The following is a 17,967-nucleotide window of genomic DNA, read 5'->3' as shown; positions in this document are numbered from 1 at the left end:
CCCTCGCCCCCTTGCTGAACCGGTTCGTCGTCGAGCGCGTGGGCGCCCTGCGCTACCTGCCGGCGCTGTTTCGCCTCGTCTACGCGGCGAGCCCGCGCCTGCTGATGGCGAGCATCGCTCTGCGTCTCGCACGGGCGAGCCTGCCGGTGCTGATGCTCTATCTCGGCAAGCTCATTCTCGACGCCATCGTCGCCGAACATGCCCGGCCCCATCCCGCCGGAACCGGGATCGCCGGCTGGATGGCGGACCCGGCCCTCGCCCGATTGGCCGGTCTCGTGGCGGTGGAGCTCGGCCTCGCCATCCTGTCCGATCTGCTCGGGCGGCTGAGCACCCTCACCGATGGGCTGGTCGCGGACCGCTACGCCAATGCCGCCACCCTGCGGCTGATGCGCCACGCCGCCGCCCTCGACCTCGAGCAATTCGAGGACAGCGCCCAGCAGGATCGGCTCGAACGCGCCCGCCGGCAGGTGACCGGGCGCTCCAACCTGCTGTTCCAGCTCTTCGGGCAGGGGCAGGACCTCATCACGCTCGTCGCCTTCGGGATCGGTCTGGCCGCCTACGCTCCCTGGCTGATCCTGCTGCTCGCCGGCTCCTTCGTGCCGGCCTTCCTCAACGAACTCTACTTCAACCGGCAGGGCTATCGCCTCGCCTGGACCCGCACTCCCGAGCGGCGGCAGATCGACTATCTGCGCTATCTCGGGGCCAGCGTGGAATCGGCCAAGGAGGTCAAGCTCTTCGGCCTCAACGCCTATATCGCCGAACGCTACCGGATCGTGGCCGCCAAGCTCCTGGACGACAACCGCTCCCTCGCCATCCGGCGGGCCGGCTGGGGCGGCCTCTTCGCGGCCTTGGGCACGCTCGCCTATTACGCGGCCTATGCCACCATCGTCTGGCGCACGGTGGCGGGCGCCTTCTCCATCGGCGACCTCGCCTTCCTCGCCGGTTCGTTCCAGCGCCTGCGCGGCCTGATCGAGGGCCTGCTGCTCGGCTTCTCGCAGATCTCCTCGCAGGCTCAGTATCTCGAAGACCTGTTCTCGTTCTTCGAGGTGGTGCCGCTGATCCGGTCGCCGGAGCGGCCCGTGCCGTTCCCGCAGCCGATCACCGAGGGCATCGTCTTCGAGGAGGTCGGGTTCCGCTATCCCGGCACCGAGACCTGGGCGGTCCGGTCCTTGAGCTTCCGCCTCGCTGCCGGGGAAGTGCTGGCCCTGGTGGGCGAGAACGGGGCCGGCAAGACCACGATCGTCAAGCTCCTGACCCGGCTCTACGACCCCACCGAGGGCCGCGTGCTGCTCGATGGCCGGCCGCTCTCCGATTACGACCTCGACGACCTGCGCGCCCGAATCGGCGTGATCTTCCAGGATTTCGTGCGCTTCGATTTCACCGCCGCCGAGAACGTCGCCGTCGGGCGCATCGACGAGCGTGAGGACGCCGCCCGCATCGCCCGCGCCGCCGGGCGCAGCCTCGCCGACGGCGTGATCGAACGCCTGCCGCTGGGCTACGACCAGCCGCTCGGCAAGCGCTTCGCCGACGGTGTCGACCTCTCGGGCGGCCAATGGCAGAAGATCGCGCTCAGCCGGGCCTATATGCGCGAGGCCGAGATCCTGATCCTCGACGAGCCCACGGCCGCCCTCGACGCGCGCGCCGAGTTCGAGGTGTTCCAGCGCTTTCGCGATCTCAGCCGGGGCCGCAGCTGCGTGCTGATCTCGCACCGCTTTTCCACCGTGCGCATGGCCGACCGCATCCTCGTCCTCGACGGGGGCAAGGTCATCGAGGCCGGAACGCACGAGGAACTTCAGGCGAGGGGCGGGCGCTACGCCGAATTGTTCGAACTGCAGGCCGCCGGCTACCGCTGAGGCGCCGGCGGGTATGCTTCCGCGACAACACAGGGGCGACGCGATCTCCCACGCGGCCCGAGGGCGTTGCATCTCGTCTCCAGAACCATCATTGCACGAAACAGATTTTCGGGCCGTTCGGCTTGCCCTCCCCTGGATGAGGCGAAGTCGAAGAGTCGGCAGTTCGACACCGTCCGTGATCGTCCAGACATGAGAATAGAGATATGAAGACGCGCGCTGCGGTCGCGTGGGAGGCCAAGAAGCCCCTCACCATCGAGACCATCGACATCGAAGGCCCCAAGGCCGGCGAAGTCCTCATCGAGCTGATGGCCACCGGCATCTGCCACACCGATGCCTATACCCTGTCGGGCCTCGATTCCGAGGGAAAGTTCCCGGCGATCCTCGGCCACGAGGGCGCGGGCATCGTCCGCGAGCTCGGCGCCGGGGTCACGGACCTGAAGGTCGGCGACCACGTCATCCCGCTGTACACCCCGGAATGCCGCAGCTGTAAGTCCTGCCTGTCGCAGCGCACCAACCTCTGCACCGCGATCCGCTCCACGCAGGGCCAGGGCGTGATGCCGGACGGCACCTCGCGCTTCTCCTGCGTCTCCACCGGCGGCAGCCCGGGCGGCTCGAACAGCCTGTTCCACTACATGGGCTGCTCGACCTTCTCGAACTTCACGGTCCTGCCGGCCATCGCGCTCGCCAAGATCCGCGAAGACGCTCCCTTCGACAAGATCTGCTACATCGGCTGCGGCGTCACCACCGGCATCGGTGCGGTGATCTACACCGCCAAGGTCTGGCCCGGCGCGAACGTCGTGGTGTTCGGCCTCGGCGGCATCGGCCTCAACGTTCTCCAGGCCGCCCGGATGGTCGGTGCCGACAAGATCATCGGCGTCGACATCAACCCGGACAAGCAGGAGATGGCCCGCAAGTTCGGCATGACCCACTTCATCAACCCGAAGGAGGTCGGCAACGATCACGTGGTCGCGGCGATCCTCGACGTCACCGGCGGCGGCGCGGACTTCTCGTTCGACTGCACCGGCAACGTCCACGTCATGCGCCAGGCGCTCGAATGCTGCCATCGCGGCTGGGGCGAGTCGATCGTCATCGGCGTGGCCGAGGCCGGCAAGGAGATCTCCACCCGTCCGTTCCAGCTCGTCACCGGCCGCGTCTGGAAGGGCTCGGCCTTCGGCGGCGCCCGCGGCCGCACCGACGTGCCGAAGATCGTCGACTGGTACATGGAGGGCAAGATCAACATCGACGACCTGATCACCCACACCATGCCGCTCGAAGACATCAACCACGGTTTCGACCTGATGCACGAGGGCAAGTCGATCCGCTCGGTGGTGGTTTACTGATCCCATCGAGACGAAACGCCTCGACCCTCCCCCCTCCGCGGGGGAGGGTGCCTGCGGAGCAGGCGGGAGAGGGGCCCCCTCTCCGGATACGGCGCTCCCCTCTCCCGACCCTCGCTGACGCGAGGCCCACCCTCCCCCGCAGAGGGGGGAGGGAAGAGCCCGCACCGACCATCGCCCATCAGGAGATCACCGCATGGAAACCATCTCGAAGGCCCGCGCCCATGGCGGCACGCAGGGCGTCTACAAGCACGATGCCAAGACCACCGGCTGCCCCATGACCTTCGCGGTGTTCGTGCCGCCGCAGGCCGAGAACGGCCCGGTGCCGGTGCTCTGGTACCTGTCCGGCCTCACCTGCACCCATGCCAACGTCATGGACAAGGGCGAGTATCGCCGCGCCGCCGCCGAGCATGGCGTGATCATCGTGGCGCCGGATACCAGCCCGCGCGGCGCGGATATTCCCGACGAGGCCGGCAACTGGCAGTTCGGCTCGGGCGCCGGCTTCTATGTCGACGCGACCGAGGCGCCCTACGCCACCAATTACCGGATGTGGAGCTACGTCACCGAGGAGCTCCCCGCCCTCATCGCCGAGAACTTCCCGGCGGACATGTCCCGCCAGGGCATCTTCGGCCACTCCATGGGCGGCCACGGCGCGCTGACCATCGCGCTCACCTATCCCGACCGTTTCAAGTCCTGCTCGGCCTTCGCACCCATCGCCCAGCCCTCCACGGCCGGATGGTCGAAGCCCGCCTTCGAGAAGTATCTCGGGACCAACGAGGCGGCCTGGCGCGCGCATGACGCCACCGCGCTGATCGAGGACGGCAAGCGCTTTTCGGAGTTCCTCGTGGATCAGGGCACGGCCGACAGCTTCCTCGATGACGGCCTGCGGCCCTGGCTGCTCGAAGAGGCTTGCAAGACAGCCGGCATCCCGCTGACCCTCAACATGCGTGAGGGCTACGACCACTCCTACTTCTTCATCTCCACCTTCATGGACGATCATATCGCCTGGGCCGCCGACCGCCTGAAGTAAGGCCCCAGCCACTCACCCCATCCCCGGCCAACCGCGCCCGGGGATGGGTCCATCGGCCGTCGTCCGAGACGGGCCGCACTCCGCCACGCAAAGCGTCGCGTCGAGAACGGGCCCCGGCCCTCATCCGGTTCCACCGCTTCGATCCGCTGGCTCACGCCCCGATCCCGCATCATTTCTGCCTGTGACATCTCCGGCAGGCTGAGTGCGCACAAGCATTACAACCTGCGCGGCCTGTGTCGAAGCAGCAACGGCGAACGACGAAGAGTGTTCGGTATCTTGCCACCGACCGAGCCGAAAGCTACGGCGGAAGGGCGAATACATGTTGTATTACAGTAGTTTATCATAATTCTAAAGAACACTGCAGGCTACGTCTCGCCACTTGCGCGAGCCCGTTCTGCTGCCCGTCATCCGGAGCCAGGCCGTCCATGCCGTCGTCCCCATTCGCCCGTTCCGCCGTCCTCGCGGCCGGGGTGTCGATCACGGTGCTCGCCCTGACGGGAGCCGGTTCGGCGCAGGAACGGGCCGTGACCCTCGATACGCTGAGCGTCGAAGGGTCGGGCGCGGGGAGCGGCACGGGAGTGGGGAATGGCCGCAGCGCGCCCGAGACCGCTCGTGGCCCGGTGGATGGTTACGTCGCGACCCGCAGCGCCACGGCCACCAAGACCGACACGCCGATCATCCGCACGCCGCAATCGATCAGCGTCGTCAGCGCCGATCAGATCAAGGCACAGGGCTCGCAGACCCTGTCCGAGGCCGTGCGCTACACGCCGGGCATCTACGCCAACCAGTTCGGCCCGGACACGCGCCTCGACTGGTTCCTGATCCGCGGCTTCTCGGCCACGGAATCCGGCCTGTTCCGGGATGGGCTCCAGCTGTTCCAGACCGGGTTCGCCAATTTCCGCATCGACCCGTTCGGCGCCGAACGCATCGAGCTGCTGCGCGGCCCCGCCGCCACCCTTTTCGGCGGCAGCCCCGTGGGCGGTCTCATCAACATCGTCTCGAAGCGGCCGACCTTCACGCCCCTGCGCTATCTCGAGCTCGGCGGCGGCTCGTTCAGCCAGCGCTACGCCGCCTTCGATCTCGGGGGGCCGGTGGACGAGTCCGGCCACTGGTTCTACCGCCTGACCGGCCGTTTCCAGAACGGCGACGCCCAGGTGAATTTCGCGCCGGAGGACCGCTACTACATCGCGCCGAGCTTCACCTATAAGCCCGACGGCGCCACCACCTTCACGGTGCTGACGAGCTTCCAGCGCGACGAGACCGGCGGTGCCGGTCAGTTCCTTCCGTATTTCGGCACCGTGCGCACCAACGCTTCCGGTCTCAGGATCGACCGCAAGCTCAACGCCAGCGATCCGCTGGTGGACCGCTACACCCGTAACCAGGCCAATCTCGGCTACGAGTTCGAGCACCATGTCGACGATGTCTGGACCGTGCGTCAGAACTTCCGCTACTCGTTCACGGAGGTCTCGGATTCCCGCTACGTCGCCAACGGCTACAACAATGCCGCCCAGACGGAGCTCGCCCGCTACGGCTTCCTGACGACGCCCCGCGCTGGCATCTTTACCGTCGACAATCAGGCCGAGGCCCGGTTCAACGACGGGACGTTCGGGCATACGGTGCTGATGGGCGTCGATTACAAGCGCTACAGCTTGTCGGACAATCAGGCTTCGACCTTCCCGGCCCCGCCCCTGAACATCCTCGCTCCGCGATACTTCCAGGCCGCCGCCGCGCCCGCCCCCTATCGCGTGCTGAACCAGCAGCTCCAGCAGGTCGGCCTCTACGCGCAGGATCAGATCGCGCTCACCGAACGCCTGACCTTCCTCATCGGCGGTCGCCAGGACTTCGTCGACAACAACATCGACAGCAAGATCCCGGCCGGGACATCGACCCAGATCAGCGAGAGCGCCTTCACCGGCCGGCTCGGCCTCATCTACAATCTCGACAACGGGCTGGCGCCGTACATCACCTACGGGACATCGTTCAACCCGACGGCGGGCGCCGACGTGAACAACCGGCCGTTCAAGTCAGAGACCGGCGATCAGGTGGAAATCGGAACCAAGTTCCAACCCGTCGGCTGGAACACGCTCTTCACCTTCGCGGCCTTCGATCTCGTCCGCAACAACACGCTGACGCCGAACCCGGACAACATCTTCACCAACCTGCAGATCGGTTCGGTGCGCTCGCGCGGCTTCGAACTCTCGGCCACGGCGACCCTCGCCGAAGGCCTGAACCTCACGGCCGCCTATACGCTCTACGGTCTGCGCACCATCGAGGGAACGGTCCTCGACCTCGGCAAGGTCCCGGTGGGCATTCCGCAGACCCTCGCCTCGCTCTGGGCCGATTACACGATCCCGGTCGGCACTTTCAAAGGCTTCGGTTTCGGTGGCGGCGTGAACTATGTCGGCCAGTCCTACGCGGACGTCGCCAACACCCTCGTCGTGCCCGAATACGTCACCTTCGACGCGGCGGTGCATTACGATTACGCCGGATGGCGCGCCGCCGTGAACATGATCAATGTCGGCGACAAGCGCTTCGTCTCGTCCTGCTCGTCCGCGACAGCCTGTTTCTACGGCACGCAGCGCAAGATCGTCGCGAGCGTCTCGTACAAGTGGTGAGCCCGCCCCTCCTGCGATGAGGGACGTTTCGATCCCGATGAGCCTGGCTCATCGGGATTTATCGTTCGCCGGTCAGGACTTGGTCGGCGCCCAGATGCCGGGCGCCGAGGCATCGACGGCGCGCGGCAGCAGGCCCTCGGCGCGGAACGCATCCGCGATGGTCTGTTGCTCGGCGAGACCGTCCCGGGTCACCGGCTCCACCGCGTAGGTGCGGCGGGCATTGGCCTTCGCGACGATGGCGGGATCGAGCTTCCACAGCGCGCCGAGGCGGTTCGCGGATTCGTCCGGGTTGGCCTTCACCCAGGTTCCGGTGTCGCGCAGCTTGGCGAAGACGATGTCGAGGATGTCGCCGTGCTTGGCCGCGTACTCGTCCGAGGCGAGGTAGTAGCGCTTGTAGAGCGACAGGCCGGTTCCGTCCTTCAGGACGCGGGCGCCCGTCTGCAGTTCGGCCGCCGAGAGGAACGGGTCCCAGGCGACCCAGGCCTCGACCCCGCCGCTGGCCAGCGCCGTGCGCCCGTCGGCCGGGGTGAGGTAGGCGGGCGTGATCGCCTTGAACGGAAGGCCTTCGGCCTTCAGGGCGGCGAGCAGGAGGTAATGCGCGCCGGCGCCCTTCGTCACCGCGACCTTGCGGCCCTTCAGGTCCGCCACTGTCTTGATGGGTGAATCGGCCCCCACCAGGATGGCCTGCGCGGCGGGGGAGGCGGCCTCCTGCGCCACATAGGTGATCCGCGCATTGGCGGCCTGGGCGAAGATCGGCACCGTGTCGGCCACATCGGCCGACAGGTCGATCTGGCCTGCGTTGAGCGCTTCCATCACCGGCAGGCCGCTGGTGAATTCGTGCCAGGTGAGCCCGACCTTGAGGGGCTCCAGTGCCTTCTCGAGGCTGCCATCCTGCTTCAGCAGGGCGATCAGGGTCGAGGATTTCTGGTAGCCGATGCGTAGCGTCCTCGGCTCGGCGGCGAGCACGCGTCCCGGGGCGAGGGCGAGAAGACTCAGCGCGGCGGCGGCCCGCAGCGCGTGGCGACGATGGATCATGGAGCGGCGTCTCTCGGTATGGCGCGGAATCAGGGATGCTTGTGGATCGGGTCGACCCAGTGGACCGTCTCGGGACGCTCTACGGGTTCCACATCGGTGATGTTGACCACCACCGCCTCGTTGTCGGAGCGCACCAGGACGCAGTTCAGCGGCTGGTCCGGATCGGCGTTGATCTCCTGGTGCGGCACGTAGGGCGGCACGAAGATGAAGTCGCCGGGTCCGGCCTCGGCCACGAATTCCAGCTTGTCGCCCCAGCGCATGCGGACGCGGCCGGAGACCACGTAGATGACGCTCTCCAGCGCGCCGTGATGGTGCACGCCGGTCTTGGCGTCGGGGGCGATCGCCACCGTGCCGGCCCAGATCTTCTGCGCGCCGACGCGGGCATGGTTGATCGCCGCCTGCCGGAACATGCCCGGTGTCTGGGCGGTGTTCGAATCGAGCTTGTCGCCCGGGATCACCCGCACGCCGTCATGCTTCCAGCGTTCGGCGGCTGGCGCCGCCTCGTGGTCATGCGCGTGGTCGTGGTCGGAATGGGCATGATCGTGGCTGTGGTCGGAAGGGTCGTGCATGGGTCCGGTCCTCGGCGGCGGTCTGTTCAACGTACCGCGATCGCGGCCGGTTCGAAGCTCCGATCGAGGATGATGTCGGCGCGCGGCGCCCGCGCGGCGGGGATCAGCCCGGAACGGACATAGAGGTCGATGTTGCGCTGCTCGTCGGCGATCACCGCGTCGTCGATGGGCACCGCCCGATATTCCGCCCGCGAGAACCAGCGCAGGGGCACCGCCTCCGGCAGGCCGATGAGCTTCGACCAGACCGCCGCGTAGGGCGCGGGGTCCTTGAGCGCCCATTCGCGCGCGCTCACGAGGCGCCGACCGAAATCGGCGAGCTGCGCGCGCTTGGTCTTCAGGGCGGCGTCGCTCGCCACCGCGAAGCTCAGGCCCGGCGTGATGCCGTTGCCGTCGCGCACGACACGGGCGAGGCCGGCGAGTTCGGCCGTGGAGGTGTAGGGCTCCCAGGTCGCCCAGGCATCGACGCTGCCGCCCGCGAGCGCGATCTTGGCATCCGCCGGGGGCAGGAAGCGCAGGGTCACGGCATTGGCCGGCAGGCCCGCCTCTTCCAGCGCGGCCAGCACCACCTGATGGCCGATGGAGCCGCGATTGGTGGCGATGCTCTTGCCCTTCAGGTCGGCCACCGTCTTGAACGGCGAATCCTTGGCGACGAGGATCGCCAGGCCGTCCTGCTTGTTGCGGAAGGCGACGAAGGCCTTCACCGGAACCCCGGCGGCGGCCGCGAAGGTGAAGGGCGCGTCGCCGACGCCGCCGGCATCGATCGCCCCGGCATTGAGGGCTTCGAGAAGAGGGGCGGCGGCGGGAAACTCGCTCCATTCGAGCCGGTAGGGCAGGTCGGCGAGGACGCCGGCCGCCTCCATCAGGGCGCGGGCATTGCCGCGCTGGTCGCCGACGCGAAGCACCGTCTCGTCGGCGCGGGCGATGCCGGCGAATGCCAGCACGGCGAGGAGAGTGATAAGGGCGCGCATCAGGCTGCCTCCGCCCGTGTCCCACGCCGGGCGAGGAGCCGCTTGAAGGTGGGGATCAGGTCACGGCCATACGCGATGGCGTCTTCCAGCGGGTCGAACCCGCGGATCAGGAAGGTCCGCACCCCGAGGTCGTGGTAATCGAGAAGGGCGTCGGCCACCTGCTCCGGCGTGCCGACGAGGGCGGTGGAATTGCCCGAGGCGCCCGTCTCCCTGGCGATGGCGGTGTAGAGCCGCTTGTCGAGGCGCGAGCCCTGGGACGCCGCCGCGAGCAGGCGGCGCGAGCCCTCGTTCTCCGGCACCGGCGCCGGCCCGAGGCCCCTGGCGGCGCGGGTGGCGCGGGTGCGGGCCAGGATGTCCTCGGCCCTGGCCCAGGCTTCCTCCTCCGTTGCAGCCAGGATCGGCCGGAACGACAGGCTGAACCGGGGATCGCGACCATGGGGGGAAGCCGCCGCTCTCACGCGGGCGATCGCCTCCCGGACTTGATCGAGGCTCTCGCCCCACAGGGCGTAGGTGTCGGCGTGACGCCCGGCGACAGTGATGGCGGCCGGGGAGGCCCCGCCGAAGAAGACCGGGATGCCGCGCGGGTCCACCGGCTTCACCTCGGAGAATCCCCGCTCGATCCGGTAATGCGCGCCGGCGAAATCGAACGGCGCTTCGGCGGTCCAGACCTGCCGGGCGATGGTGAGGAATTCGTCGGTGCGGGCGTAGCGCTCGTCCTTGGTCAGGTGGTCGCCGTCCTGCGCCAGCTCCCTGTCGTCGCCGCCGCTGATGGCGTGAATGGCGACGCGCCCGCCGGTCAGCTGGTCGAGGGTCGCGAATTGGCGCGCGGCCACCGTCGGCGCGGTGAATCCGGTACGATGGGCGATCATCAGGCCGATCCGGTCGGTCACCGCCGCGATCTGGGCGGAGAGCAGCAGCGCGTCGGGCTGGGTCGCGTAGAAGGCCACCAGGATACGGTCGAACCCGCCCCATTCATGGGCCTGGGCGAGCAGCCGGAGATAGTCCCGGTCGATGGCGGGGCCCGAGGGCGCATGGGTCTCGGAGGTGTAGCGCGGGGCGGCGAAGCCGATGAATTCGACGGCGTCCGGCGACGGAAAGCTCATCGCGATCTCCTTGAGTCCGTAACTGGGAAGGGGTCAGAGGCCGAGGGCGGCGCGCCCGGCGGCGATGCGGACCGCATCGGTCTGCGGCCAGTGGATGCGCCCGCACAGGACGTCGCGCAGGTGTCGTTCCAGCGGGTTCGCCCGCGACAGGCCGGGATTGCCGGCGAGTTCGACGGCGCGCTGCACCAGCTGGATCGCGTTCTCGGTGACGGTGGTCTTGAGGAAGCCGGATTCGGCGACCGAGGGGCAGGCGCCTCCGTCGACATCCGCGGCGAAGCTCCGGATCAGGCGGGCATTCACGGCGAGCAGTCGCTCGTTCTCGCCGATGGCCTCCTGGAAACGCGGTAGGGTCGCGAGGCTCTGGCCGAGGCTTCCGGGCTTGCGGTTTTTTGTGAAGGCGATGAACCAGGCCTGGGCCGAGCGCGCGACGCCGTCATAGAGGGCGGAGAGCATCGCCGTGCTCCAGGCCTGCTGCTGGAGATCCGGCTTGCGCCAGCCCTCGGGCGGGCGAAGGTCCACCGCATGGTCGGCGGGCACCGCCACATCCTCGAAGATCACGTCGTGGCTGCCGCTGGCGCGCAGGCCGAGATGATCCCAGGTCTCCTCGATCCGCACGCCATCGGAGGCCATCGGCACCAGGATGTTGCCGATGCGCGGCTCCGCCTCATCGGTGCGGACGAAGACGAGGCCATGGGTGAGGGCCGGGCTGCCGGTGGAATAGATTTTTCGGCCGCTGATCCGCCATCCGGTGGAGGTCGCCCGAGCCACCGTCTCCGGCATGCCGCCCCGTGAGGGGGTTCCGAGTTCGGGCTCGACCCGCAGGGCGTTGATGAGCGCGCCGTCCTCCACCGCCGCGCGACCGAGCCCATCGGCGATCGCCTGGGGCCAGCTTTCCTCCGGCGAGGCTGCGCGCGCATGGATCAGCCCATGCTGGAGAAAGTGCATGGTGAGCACCAAGGCGGTGGAGGGCTCGCCTCGCGCCAGGGTGCCGATCACCATCGCGGCCTGCCCGAGACCGGCGCCGGCGCCGCCCAGCCTGCGCGGCACGGTCAGCCCCGGCAGGCCGGCATTCCGGCAATCGGCGATGTTGTCATGCGCGAATCGACCGGCGCGGTCGTGACCGTCGGCCCGTTCGGCGAAAAGCCGGGCGAGCCCATCGGCGGTGTCGCGCAGAGGCGGGGAGAGGATCATTCGGAAAAGACAGGATTCTTCGGACGCGTCGGATCGCCGGGCTCACGGAAGACGCCGCGAAAGCCCCTCACCAAGTGCCTCAATGGTCCTGCCGAAACCCCGCCCTGTCAACGGGAACGTTCTTTTTTAAGAACGAAGGATCGGAGAAGGCCCTTGCCGTTCATCCGTCCCTTTCGCGAAAGTCCTTTCCCCTCAGCTCAAAGCAGAGGGGGAATGCGAATCTCACCCCCGGTCGGCCTTCATCCGTCCGGCGCTCGTTCGGGTCGATTCGTTCGACAAAACAAACGTTTCTGCGGCTCGGCGCGGCGGCTCGATCTCATCGCGATCGTCGAGATCGGGGCTGGCGGCGGAGGCGAACTTGGCGAATTCCCAGCCGTCGATCCAATCCAGTCGGTCGGCGGAATCCTTGCCGCCCGGGGCGTGATCGATGGTCTGGCCCTGCCCGTAGGCTTCGAAACCCAACCAGTAGAAATCCGGCGTCTCGGCGGTCGTCACGGCATTCTCCCTCTCCGGGACGGTCATGCCATGGGACGGGCCGCGCCACATCCTCCGGATGGGGTAGCGCGGTGATTGGTATCGGTCGGGCGTATCGAGATTCAGACGACGACGCCCTCGCTGGTCAACAGGGCGCGCTTGCGTGCGACGCCCCAGCGGTAGCCGGAGAGCGACCCGTCCGAACGGACCACCCGGTGGCAGGGTATCGCCACGGCAAGGGAATTCGCGCCACAGGCCAGCGCCACCGCACGGCTCGCCGCCGGAGCGCCGATGGCTCTGGCGATATCCGCATAGGTCGCGGTGGTGCCGATGGGGATCTTGCGCAGGGCGTCCCAGACCCGCTGCTGGAAGGCGGTGCCGCCGATATCCAGCGGCAGGCCGAGACCGCACGCGGGCGTGGCGACGAACCCCACCACCTGGGCCATCCAGCTCTCGAATGCCGCGTCGCCACCCAGCAGCTCGGCCTTCGGAAACCGGTCCTGCAAGTCGCGGGACAGTTGGTCGGGATCGTCTCCGAGCAGGATGGCGCAGATTCCCTTGACTGTCGCCGCCACCAGGATGGCGCCGAGGGCGCATTGGCCGATCCCGAACCGGATCGCGACGCCTTCGCCGCCCCGGCGGTAGGTCTCGGGCGCCATGCCGAGGCGGTTCGTCGCCTCCGCGTAGAAGCGACTGGGTGAGGCGTATCCGGCCTCATAGATCGCCTGCGTGACCGACGCCGCCCGGCTCAAGCCCGAGGCGAGAGCCTCCGCGCGTCGCGCCGCCGCGTAGGATTTCGGCGTCACACCGGTGACCGTCTTGAACACCCGGTGGAAATGGAACGCGCTGAGACCGGCGGCCTCCGCCAGTGCCCCGAGGTCGGGCAGGGTTTCGGCTTCGTCGATGAGGCGGCAGGCGCGGGCGACGGCCTCCGCCCGGCGCGCGACGAGGCTGGGCGCGTTGGGGAGGCAGCGCTTGCAGGCGCGAAAGCCGGCTGCTTCCGCCTCGGCGCAGGAGGCGTGAAAGCTCACATTCTCGGGTCGCGGCGCACGCGCGGCGCAGCTCGGCCGGCAATAGATCCCGGTGGTGCGCACCGCATAGACGAAGCTGCCATCGGCGGCCTCGTCCCGGGAGGCGAGGGCGGCCCATCGCGCAGCGTCGCCGCCTTCGAGGCGGCATCCTGCAGGATCGGCGATGGATGGGACGTCCGGGCTAGACATCGGTTCGGGGGCGGACACGGCGTCGATCTCCTGATCGGGCGACGACGGCGCGGGCCGCCGCTTCAGGGCATCATACTGGCGCCGAGGCTCGCCGGCCGCATCCCGGTTCTTGCTCCCGCTTTCGTCTCCTTGGTTCAGGCCGTCCTCGGCGCGCCGACGGGGGCGGGTTTCGCACGCTTGCGCGTCTGGAAATGCGCGACCTTGTGGGCGACCAGCGCGAACAGCCCCGCGAGGGCCACCATGGCGGCATCGAACCAGAGGAAGCCCGGATCATGCCGCAGCAGGGCGCTCGGCGACGGCGCGGCGGCGGCCAGGAGGTCCGCCAGGGCCACGGCGAGGAACAGGATCGCGGTGACGACGGCCATCTCCCGCCAAGCGGCGCGATGAGGCCGGAACAGCGGAACCACGCTCATCACGATCCAGGCGCCGAAAAAGGCCCGGACCTCCCAGTCGAGGCGGCCCTCGAGGCCGGGAGGGAGCACGCGGTTGGCGAGGAAATACACCGCGATCCCCGCCGGCAGGCCGATGACGGTGCCGATATTGAGGGCCTGCACCACGCGAAGGCCGAGGGACGGGGCCTCGCCGGGTTTCGGCAGCCGGGCGACGGACCACAGGATCAGCCCGCTCGCCACCATGACGCATCCCATCAGGCCGCAGAGGAAGAACAGGATGCGCAGGGCCGGCCCGGCGAAATGAGCCTCGTGCAGGCCGACCATGGTGGTGAAGGTCTTGGCCGCCGGCTTCAGCCCGCCCTGCAGGATCTCGACGATCTCGCCGGTGGTGCCGTCGAAGGCGATCTGCGGATGCTGGTGGGCGAGTCCGTGCGGCTCCTCGAAGATCGCGATCACCGTGGATCGGGCATCGCCCGGATTGACGATGGACAGGCGCTCCAGCGGCTCGTGGATCGTCGCCACGGCGCGGGCGACCATCGGCCCGATCGGGGCCAGGGTTCCGGGCTGGCCGAGGGGCGGGCGCTGGGCCGTGATCTGGGCGGTCTCGGCGTAGAAGCGCGTCGCATCGCCGTTATACGCGGCGGTGACGCCCCAGGGCATGTAGATCATCGCCAGGGTGACGATGCCCGTATAGGTGATCATCAGGTGGTAGGGCAGCGCCAGCACGCCGGTGACGTTGTGCGCGTCGAGCCAGCCGCGCTGGGCCGACTTGTCCCGGCGCAAGGTGAAGAAATCGGCGAAGATCCGGCGATGGGTGATGATGCCGCTGATGAGCGCCACCAGCATCACCATCGCGCAGATGCCGACGATCCAGCGCCCCCAGAGCGGCGGCATGTGCAGCTCGAAATGGAAACGGTAGAGGAAGTCGCCGCCCCTGGTCTTCCTGAAGGTCGCCGGCTCTCCCGTCTGCCCGTCGAGCTGGACGATGTTCGGGGGCGTGCCCGGCTTCGTCCGCCAGAACAGGTCGATGATCGGCCGGTCCGGCTGCGGCAGGCCGATGGACCAGGACCGCGCGCCCGCGGCATGGGCCTGGAGATGGGCGAGCCCGATCTCCGCCGCGCGGGCGAGGTCGGGGACCGGCTCGGCCCGCGCCGCCTGCCTCAGCTCCGGCTGCATCCAGGCCGTGATGTCGGTGCGATAATAGCTCGCCGTTCCGGTGACGAAGACGGCGAACAGCACCCAGCCGACCACGAGGCCGGACCAGGTGTGCAACCAGGCCATGGATTGGCGAAGGCCGTTCTTCATGCCGCATATCCTTCTGGCATGTCGTTCTCAAGCGGTCTCGGTCGAGGCACCGACGGGCGCGCGGCCATTCTCTACCAGCGATACCGGAGCGTCGCGAGCACGGTGCGCGGTGCGCCGTACCAGCACCAGGCCTGGAAGGCGCAGGATTGCACGTAGGTCTCGTCGAGGAGGTTCTGGGCGTTGACCTGCAACTGCATGCCCTTCAGGCTCGGCGACAGGTAGCTGAAGTCGTAGGACGCGACGGCATCCACGACGAGGTTCGCCGGCACCTTGAAGCTGTTGGCGGCGTCGCCCTGCGAGCCGCCGAGATAGCGGAACCCGCCGCCGAAGCCGAGGCCGGCGAACATGCCCGTGCGGACCTGATAGTTGCCGAAGAGCGAGATCGTGGTGTCCGGCACCTGGATCGGACGCAGGCCGACGAGGCCCACGGTCTGGCGGGTCGTCTCGTTCAGCGTCGTGCCGGTGCCGGCGGAGTTGATGGCGTCGATGAGGGAGAAGCCGCCGACGACGGTGAGGTTCTCGGTGACGTTGGCCCGCGCTTCGAACTCGACGCCCTGAACGCTGACTTCGCCGTTCTGAATGGAGAAGCGCGGACCGTTGGCGATATCGGGAGACAGCGAGTTCTGGCGCTTGATGTCGAAGGCCGCCGCCGTCAGCAGGATGTCCGTGCCGGGGGGCTGGTATTTAACGCCGGCCTCGAATTGCCGGCTGGTGATGGGATCGGGCAGGCGGCCGAAGCTTGGGTCGCCGGTGAAGATTTGCCCTGAAAACTGTGGCTCGAACGCTTCCGAATAGCTGACATAGGGAGCGATGCCGCTGTCGAAGAGATAGAGCAGGCTCGCCCGGCCCGTGAAGGCTTCGCTCGGCGCATCCTGATCGCTGACGAGCTGACCCGCCATGTCCCGGGTCGGGCCGCTCTGTCTCACCCAATCGTAGCGTCCGCCGAGGGTCAGGGTCAGGCGGTCGGCCTTGACCTGATCCTGGAAGTAGATCCCGGTCTGGTGGGAGGTGATGTCGGAATAACCCGAGAAGGCCGGGAAAGAGATATTGGTCAGTCCGTAGACCGGGTTGAGCACGTCGAGGCTCTGGGGGACTGTCGGGAACGGTGTGCTGAACGTCTTCGTATAAAGCGTCTGGTGGTCGAGCCCGACGAGGACGGTATGGGCGAGCGGGCCGGTCTGGAAATCGGCCACGATGTTGTTGTCGTTGGTAAAGGCGTCGATGGCCACGTTGGTGCCGCCGATGGCCCGATTGAGGAATCGGCCACCCCAGGCGAGGTTGTTCGAGGTGGCGTCGTAGAGGCTGCGGTAATCGCCGAGGGTGCGCAGGAAGCGCCCCGACGAGTGGACGCGGATGCCCTCGTCGAAACGGTGATCGAAGATATAGGTCGCCGAGGCCTGGGTGCGGTCCGAGCGCTCGATATTCGGGTCGCCGTCATAGAAGTTGCGCGGCAGGCGGCCGAGCGGTCCGTTGGCGACACCGAAATTCGAGGGGAACAGCGTGCCCTTGGCGGGCAGGGCGCCGTAATAGCCGGAATAAGGGTCGCGCTGGTACAGGCCGATGACCGTCAGCGAGGTGTCGGCGGACGGGCGCCACGTCACGCTGGGGTTGATGAAGCTGCGCTCGATCGAGGTGGTCTTGGCCGGGCCGTCGGCGTTCCAGCCCGCCGCGATGATGCGGTAGGCGAACTGGTCGGCCAGCACGCCGTGGCCCTCGATCGGGCCGCCGACATCCACGCCGCCGCGCACGGTGTTGTAATCCCCGCCCTGGATGAAGATTTCGCCGTGGCGAACGAAGGACGGAACCTTGCTGACGAGGTTGACGATGCCGCCCGGGCCCGATTGCCCGTAGAGGACCGAGGCCGGTCCCTTGATGATGTCGACGCGCTCCAGCCGGAACGGATCGACGGACGGGCCAGCGTCACGGCTGCTTGGCAGGCGCATGCCGTCGAGGAAGAGGGGAGCCGTGAAGCCGCGGATCAGGAACTGTTCGAGGCGGGTCGAGCCGGAGCCGCCGCGCTGCTCGGTGGTGACGCTCGGCGTGTAGCGCAGGGCCTGGTTGACGGTGAGTGCGTTCTGATCCTCGATCTGCTTTCGAGAGATGACAGAAATCGACTGGGCCGTTTCAAGAATAGGCGTATCCGTCTTGGTGCCGACGACGCTTCGCGTGGCAGTATAGCCGCGCACTGGACCGACGGGACCGCCGGCATCCGCGCCGGATGCGCTCGGACGTCCCGCGACACCATCGACCGACAAGGTATCGAGGGTCACCGCGTGGTCCGCGCCCTGCGCCATGACTGGTTTCGACAGTACAGCCAGTACCGCCACGCTCGATAGCAGGGCAAGGATGATTGGCGCGCGAACGGACGACATCGCAGAATGGCCGCGATAATTGAGCGAGGGCTGATGCACAGCGAAACCCGATTTGCCAGGATTTGATGAATTAGAAGCGTTGCAAAGAAAGACTGCTCTCTAATTCGTGTTGTGAAATCATCTGGCAAAGAAGCTATTCTGCATGCAAGTGCTATCTTCTAGAACTGTTTTAGATAAAAACTCCGATTTTATAATAGGTTACTCCTTCGCGGACGGCGTCGGCAGACGATTTTACCCTTCGCGATGGCGCTTGGCGTGAATCTCGCCCGCCCGCGCGGTGCAGTCCCGCAATGGAAGCATGGCCGTTCTGCCCTCCATTCTGGTGTGGATCGCGAGCGTGGCGAGGCGATCGACCCGCCCCGTGGTGGCCCCACCCGCACACAGACTAGCCATCGCGCCATGCGCACGAACGAGCAGGAATTTTAATCCGTGGTATATTGTATGCCTTGAATTTTGATGCATGATGGAGTGGGGATTTAACGACACACCCAAACAAGAATGGA

Annotated in this window: 13 protein-coding genes; 4 read left to right on the top strand and 9 right to left on the bottom strand. The window is 67.6% G+C overall.

Annotated features, from left to right (window positions below; translation table 11 throughout):
- Window positions 1-11 precede the first annotated feature (11 nt).
- From AC0IXR_RS22645 to AC0IXR_RS22630, 4 genes are all read left to right on the top strand, one after another.
- Window positions 12-1,853, top strand: a complete 1,842-nt coding sequence (locus AC0IXR_RS22645; protein ID WP_471762258.1) for an ABC transporter ATP-binding protein — start codon at window positions 12-14, stop codon at window positions 1,851-1,853.
- A gap of 203 nt (window positions 1,854-2,056) precedes the next feature.
- On the top strand, window positions 2,057-3,193 hold the full coding sequence (locus tag AC0IXR_RS22640; protein WP_471762255.1) for an S-(hydroxymethyl)glutathione dehydrogenase/class III alcohol dehydrogenase: 1,137 nt from the start codon (window positions 2,057-2,059) through the stop codon (window positions 3,191-3,193).
- Window positions 3,194-3,386: 193 nt separating this feature from the next.
- A complete protein-coding gene (gene fghA, locus AC0IXR_RS22635; protein WP_461234440.1) occupies window positions 3,387-4,220 on the top strand; it encodes an S-formylglutathione hydrolase in 834 nt (277 codons plus the stop codon).
- 425 nt (window positions 4,221-4,645) lie between these two features.
- A complete protein-coding gene (locus AC0IXR_RS22630) occupies window positions 4,646-6,835 on the top strand; it encodes a TonB-dependent siderophore receptor (protein ID WP_471762254.1) in 2,190 nt (729 codons plus the stop codon).
- 72 nt (window positions 6,836-6,907) lie between these two features.
- Here AC0IXR_RS22630 and AC0IXR_RS22625 read toward each other — a convergent pair whose 3' ends face one another.
- The 9 genes from AC0IXR_RS22625 to AC0IXR_RS22585 all read right to left on the bottom strand — a co-directional run bounded on the left by AC0IXR_RS22625 (window position 6,908) and on the right by AC0IXR_RS22585 (window position 17,464).
- Window positions 6,908-7,870 carry an aliphatic sulfonate ABC transporter substrate-binding protein gene (locus AC0IXR_RS22625; protein WP_471762253.1) on the bottom strand — a complete coding sequence of 321 codons (963 nt, stop codon included), beginning with the start codon at window positions 7,868-7,870 and terminating at the stop codon, window positions 6,908-6,910.
- Between the two features lie 29 nt (window positions 7,871-7,899).
- Window positions 7,900-8,439, bottom strand: coding sequence for a cupin domain-containing protein (locus tag AC0IXR_RS22620; protein WP_471762252.1), 540 nt, complete (start codon window positions 8,437-8,439; stop codon window positions 7,900-7,902).
- A 26-nt stretch (window positions 8,440-8,465) separates the two neighbouring features.
- Window positions 8,466-9,407, bottom strand: a complete 942-nt coding sequence (locus AC0IXR_RS22615; protein ID WP_156467945.1) for an ABC transporter substrate-binding protein — start codon at window positions 9,405-9,407, stop codon at window positions 8,466-8,468.
- A complete protein-coding gene (locus AC0IXR_RS22610) occupies window positions 9,407-10,510 on the bottom strand; it encodes an LLM class flavin-dependent oxidoreductase (protein ID WP_471762250.1) in 1,104 nt (367 codons plus the stop codon). Before AC0IXR_RS22610 ends, AC0IXR_RS22615 begins: the two co-directional genes overlap by 1 nt.
- A 33-nt stretch (window positions 10,511-10,543) precedes the next feature.
- A complete protein-coding gene (locus AC0IXR_RS22605) occupies window positions 10,544-11,701 on the bottom strand; it encodes an acyl-CoA dehydrogenase family protein (protein WP_471762249.1) in 1,158 nt (385 codons plus the stop codon).
- A gap of 222 nt (window positions 11,702-11,923) precedes the next feature.
- Window positions 11,924-12,196 carry a hypothetical protein gene (locus AC0IXR_RS22600; protein ID WP_471762248.1) on the bottom strand — a complete coding sequence of 91 codons (273 nt, stop codon included), beginning with the start codon at window positions 12,194-12,196 and terminating at the stop codon, window positions 11,924-11,926.
- Window positions 12,197-12,297: 101 nt separating this feature from the next.
- Entirely contained in the window at window positions 12,298-13,395 is a 1,098-nt protein-coding gene (gene ada, locus AC0IXR_RS22595) for a bifunctional DNA-binding transcriptional regulator/O6-methylguanine-DNA methyltransferase Ada (protein ID WP_471762256.1), read from the bottom strand.
- A 134-nt stretch (window positions 13,396-13,529) separates the two neighbouring features.
- Window positions 13,530-15,092, bottom strand: a complete 1,563-nt coding sequence (locus AC0IXR_RS22590) for a PepSY-associated TM helix domain-containing protein (RefSeq protein WP_471762247.1) — start codon at window positions 15,090-15,092, stop codon at window positions 13,530-13,532.
- Between the two features lie 71 nt (window positions 15,093-15,163).
- Window positions 15,164-17,464: a TonB-dependent siderophore receptor gene (locus AC0IXR_RS22585; RefSeq protein ID WP_471762246.1), complete on the bottom strand. Its 2,301-nt coding sequence runs from the start codon at window positions 17,462-17,464 to the stop codon at window positions 15,164-15,166.
- Window positions 17,465-17,967 lie beyond the last annotated feature (503 nt).

It is taken from the genome of Methylobacterium sp. AC832 (assembly GCF_979256025.1).
The sequence above is the reverse complement of the archived record's forward strand: the minus strand, read 5'-3'. Positions and strand labels throughout refer to the sequence as shown.

Bases quoted from the DNA above. Each gene is read 5' to 3' on its own strand.
- AC0IXR_RS22640 (WP_471762255.1), top strand. From the start codon at position 2,057: ATGAAGACGCGCGCTGCGGTCGCGTGGGAGGCCAAGAAGCCCCTCACC.
- fghA (WP_461234440.1), top strand. From the start codon at position 3,387: ATGGAAACCATCTCGAAGGCCCGCGCCCATGGCGGCACGCAGGGCGTC.
- AC0IXR_RS22630 (WP_471762254.1), top strand. From the start codon at position 4,646: ATGCCGTCGTCCCCATTCGCCCGTTCCGCCGTCCTCGCGGCCGGGGTG.
- AC0IXR_RS22625 (WP_471762253.1), bottom strand. From the start codon at position 7,870: ATGATCCATCGTCGCCACGCGCTGCGGGCCGCCGCCGCGCTGAGTCTT.
- AC0IXR_RS22620 (WP_471762252.1), bottom strand. From the start codon at position 8,439: ATGCACGACCCTTCCGACCACAGCCACGATCATGCCCATTCCGACCAC.
- AC0IXR_RS22615 (WP_156467945.1), bottom strand. From the start codon at position 9,407: ATGCGCGCCCTTATCACTCTCCTCGCCGTGCTGGCATTCGCCGGCATC.
- AC0IXR_RS22610 (WP_471762250.1), bottom strand. From the start codon at position 10,510: ATGAGCTTTCCGTCGCCGGACGCCGTCGAATTCATCGGCTTCGCCGCC.
- AC0IXR_RS22605 (WP_471762249.1), bottom strand. From the start codon at position 11,701: ATGATCCTCTCCCCGCCTCTGCGCGACACCGCCGATGGGCTCGCCCGG.
- ada (WP_471762256.1), bottom strand. From the start codon at position 13,395: ATGTCTAGCCCGGACGTCCCATCCATCGCCGATCCTGCAGGATGCCGC.
- AC0IXR_RS22590 (WP_471762247.1), bottom strand. From the start codon at position 15,092: ATGAAGAACGGCCTTCGCCAATCCATGGCCTGGTTGCACACCTGGTCC.
- AC0IXR_RS22585 (WP_471762246.1), bottom strand. From the start codon at position 17,464: ATGTCGTCCGTTCGCGCGCCAATCATCCTTGCCCTGCTATCGAGCGTG.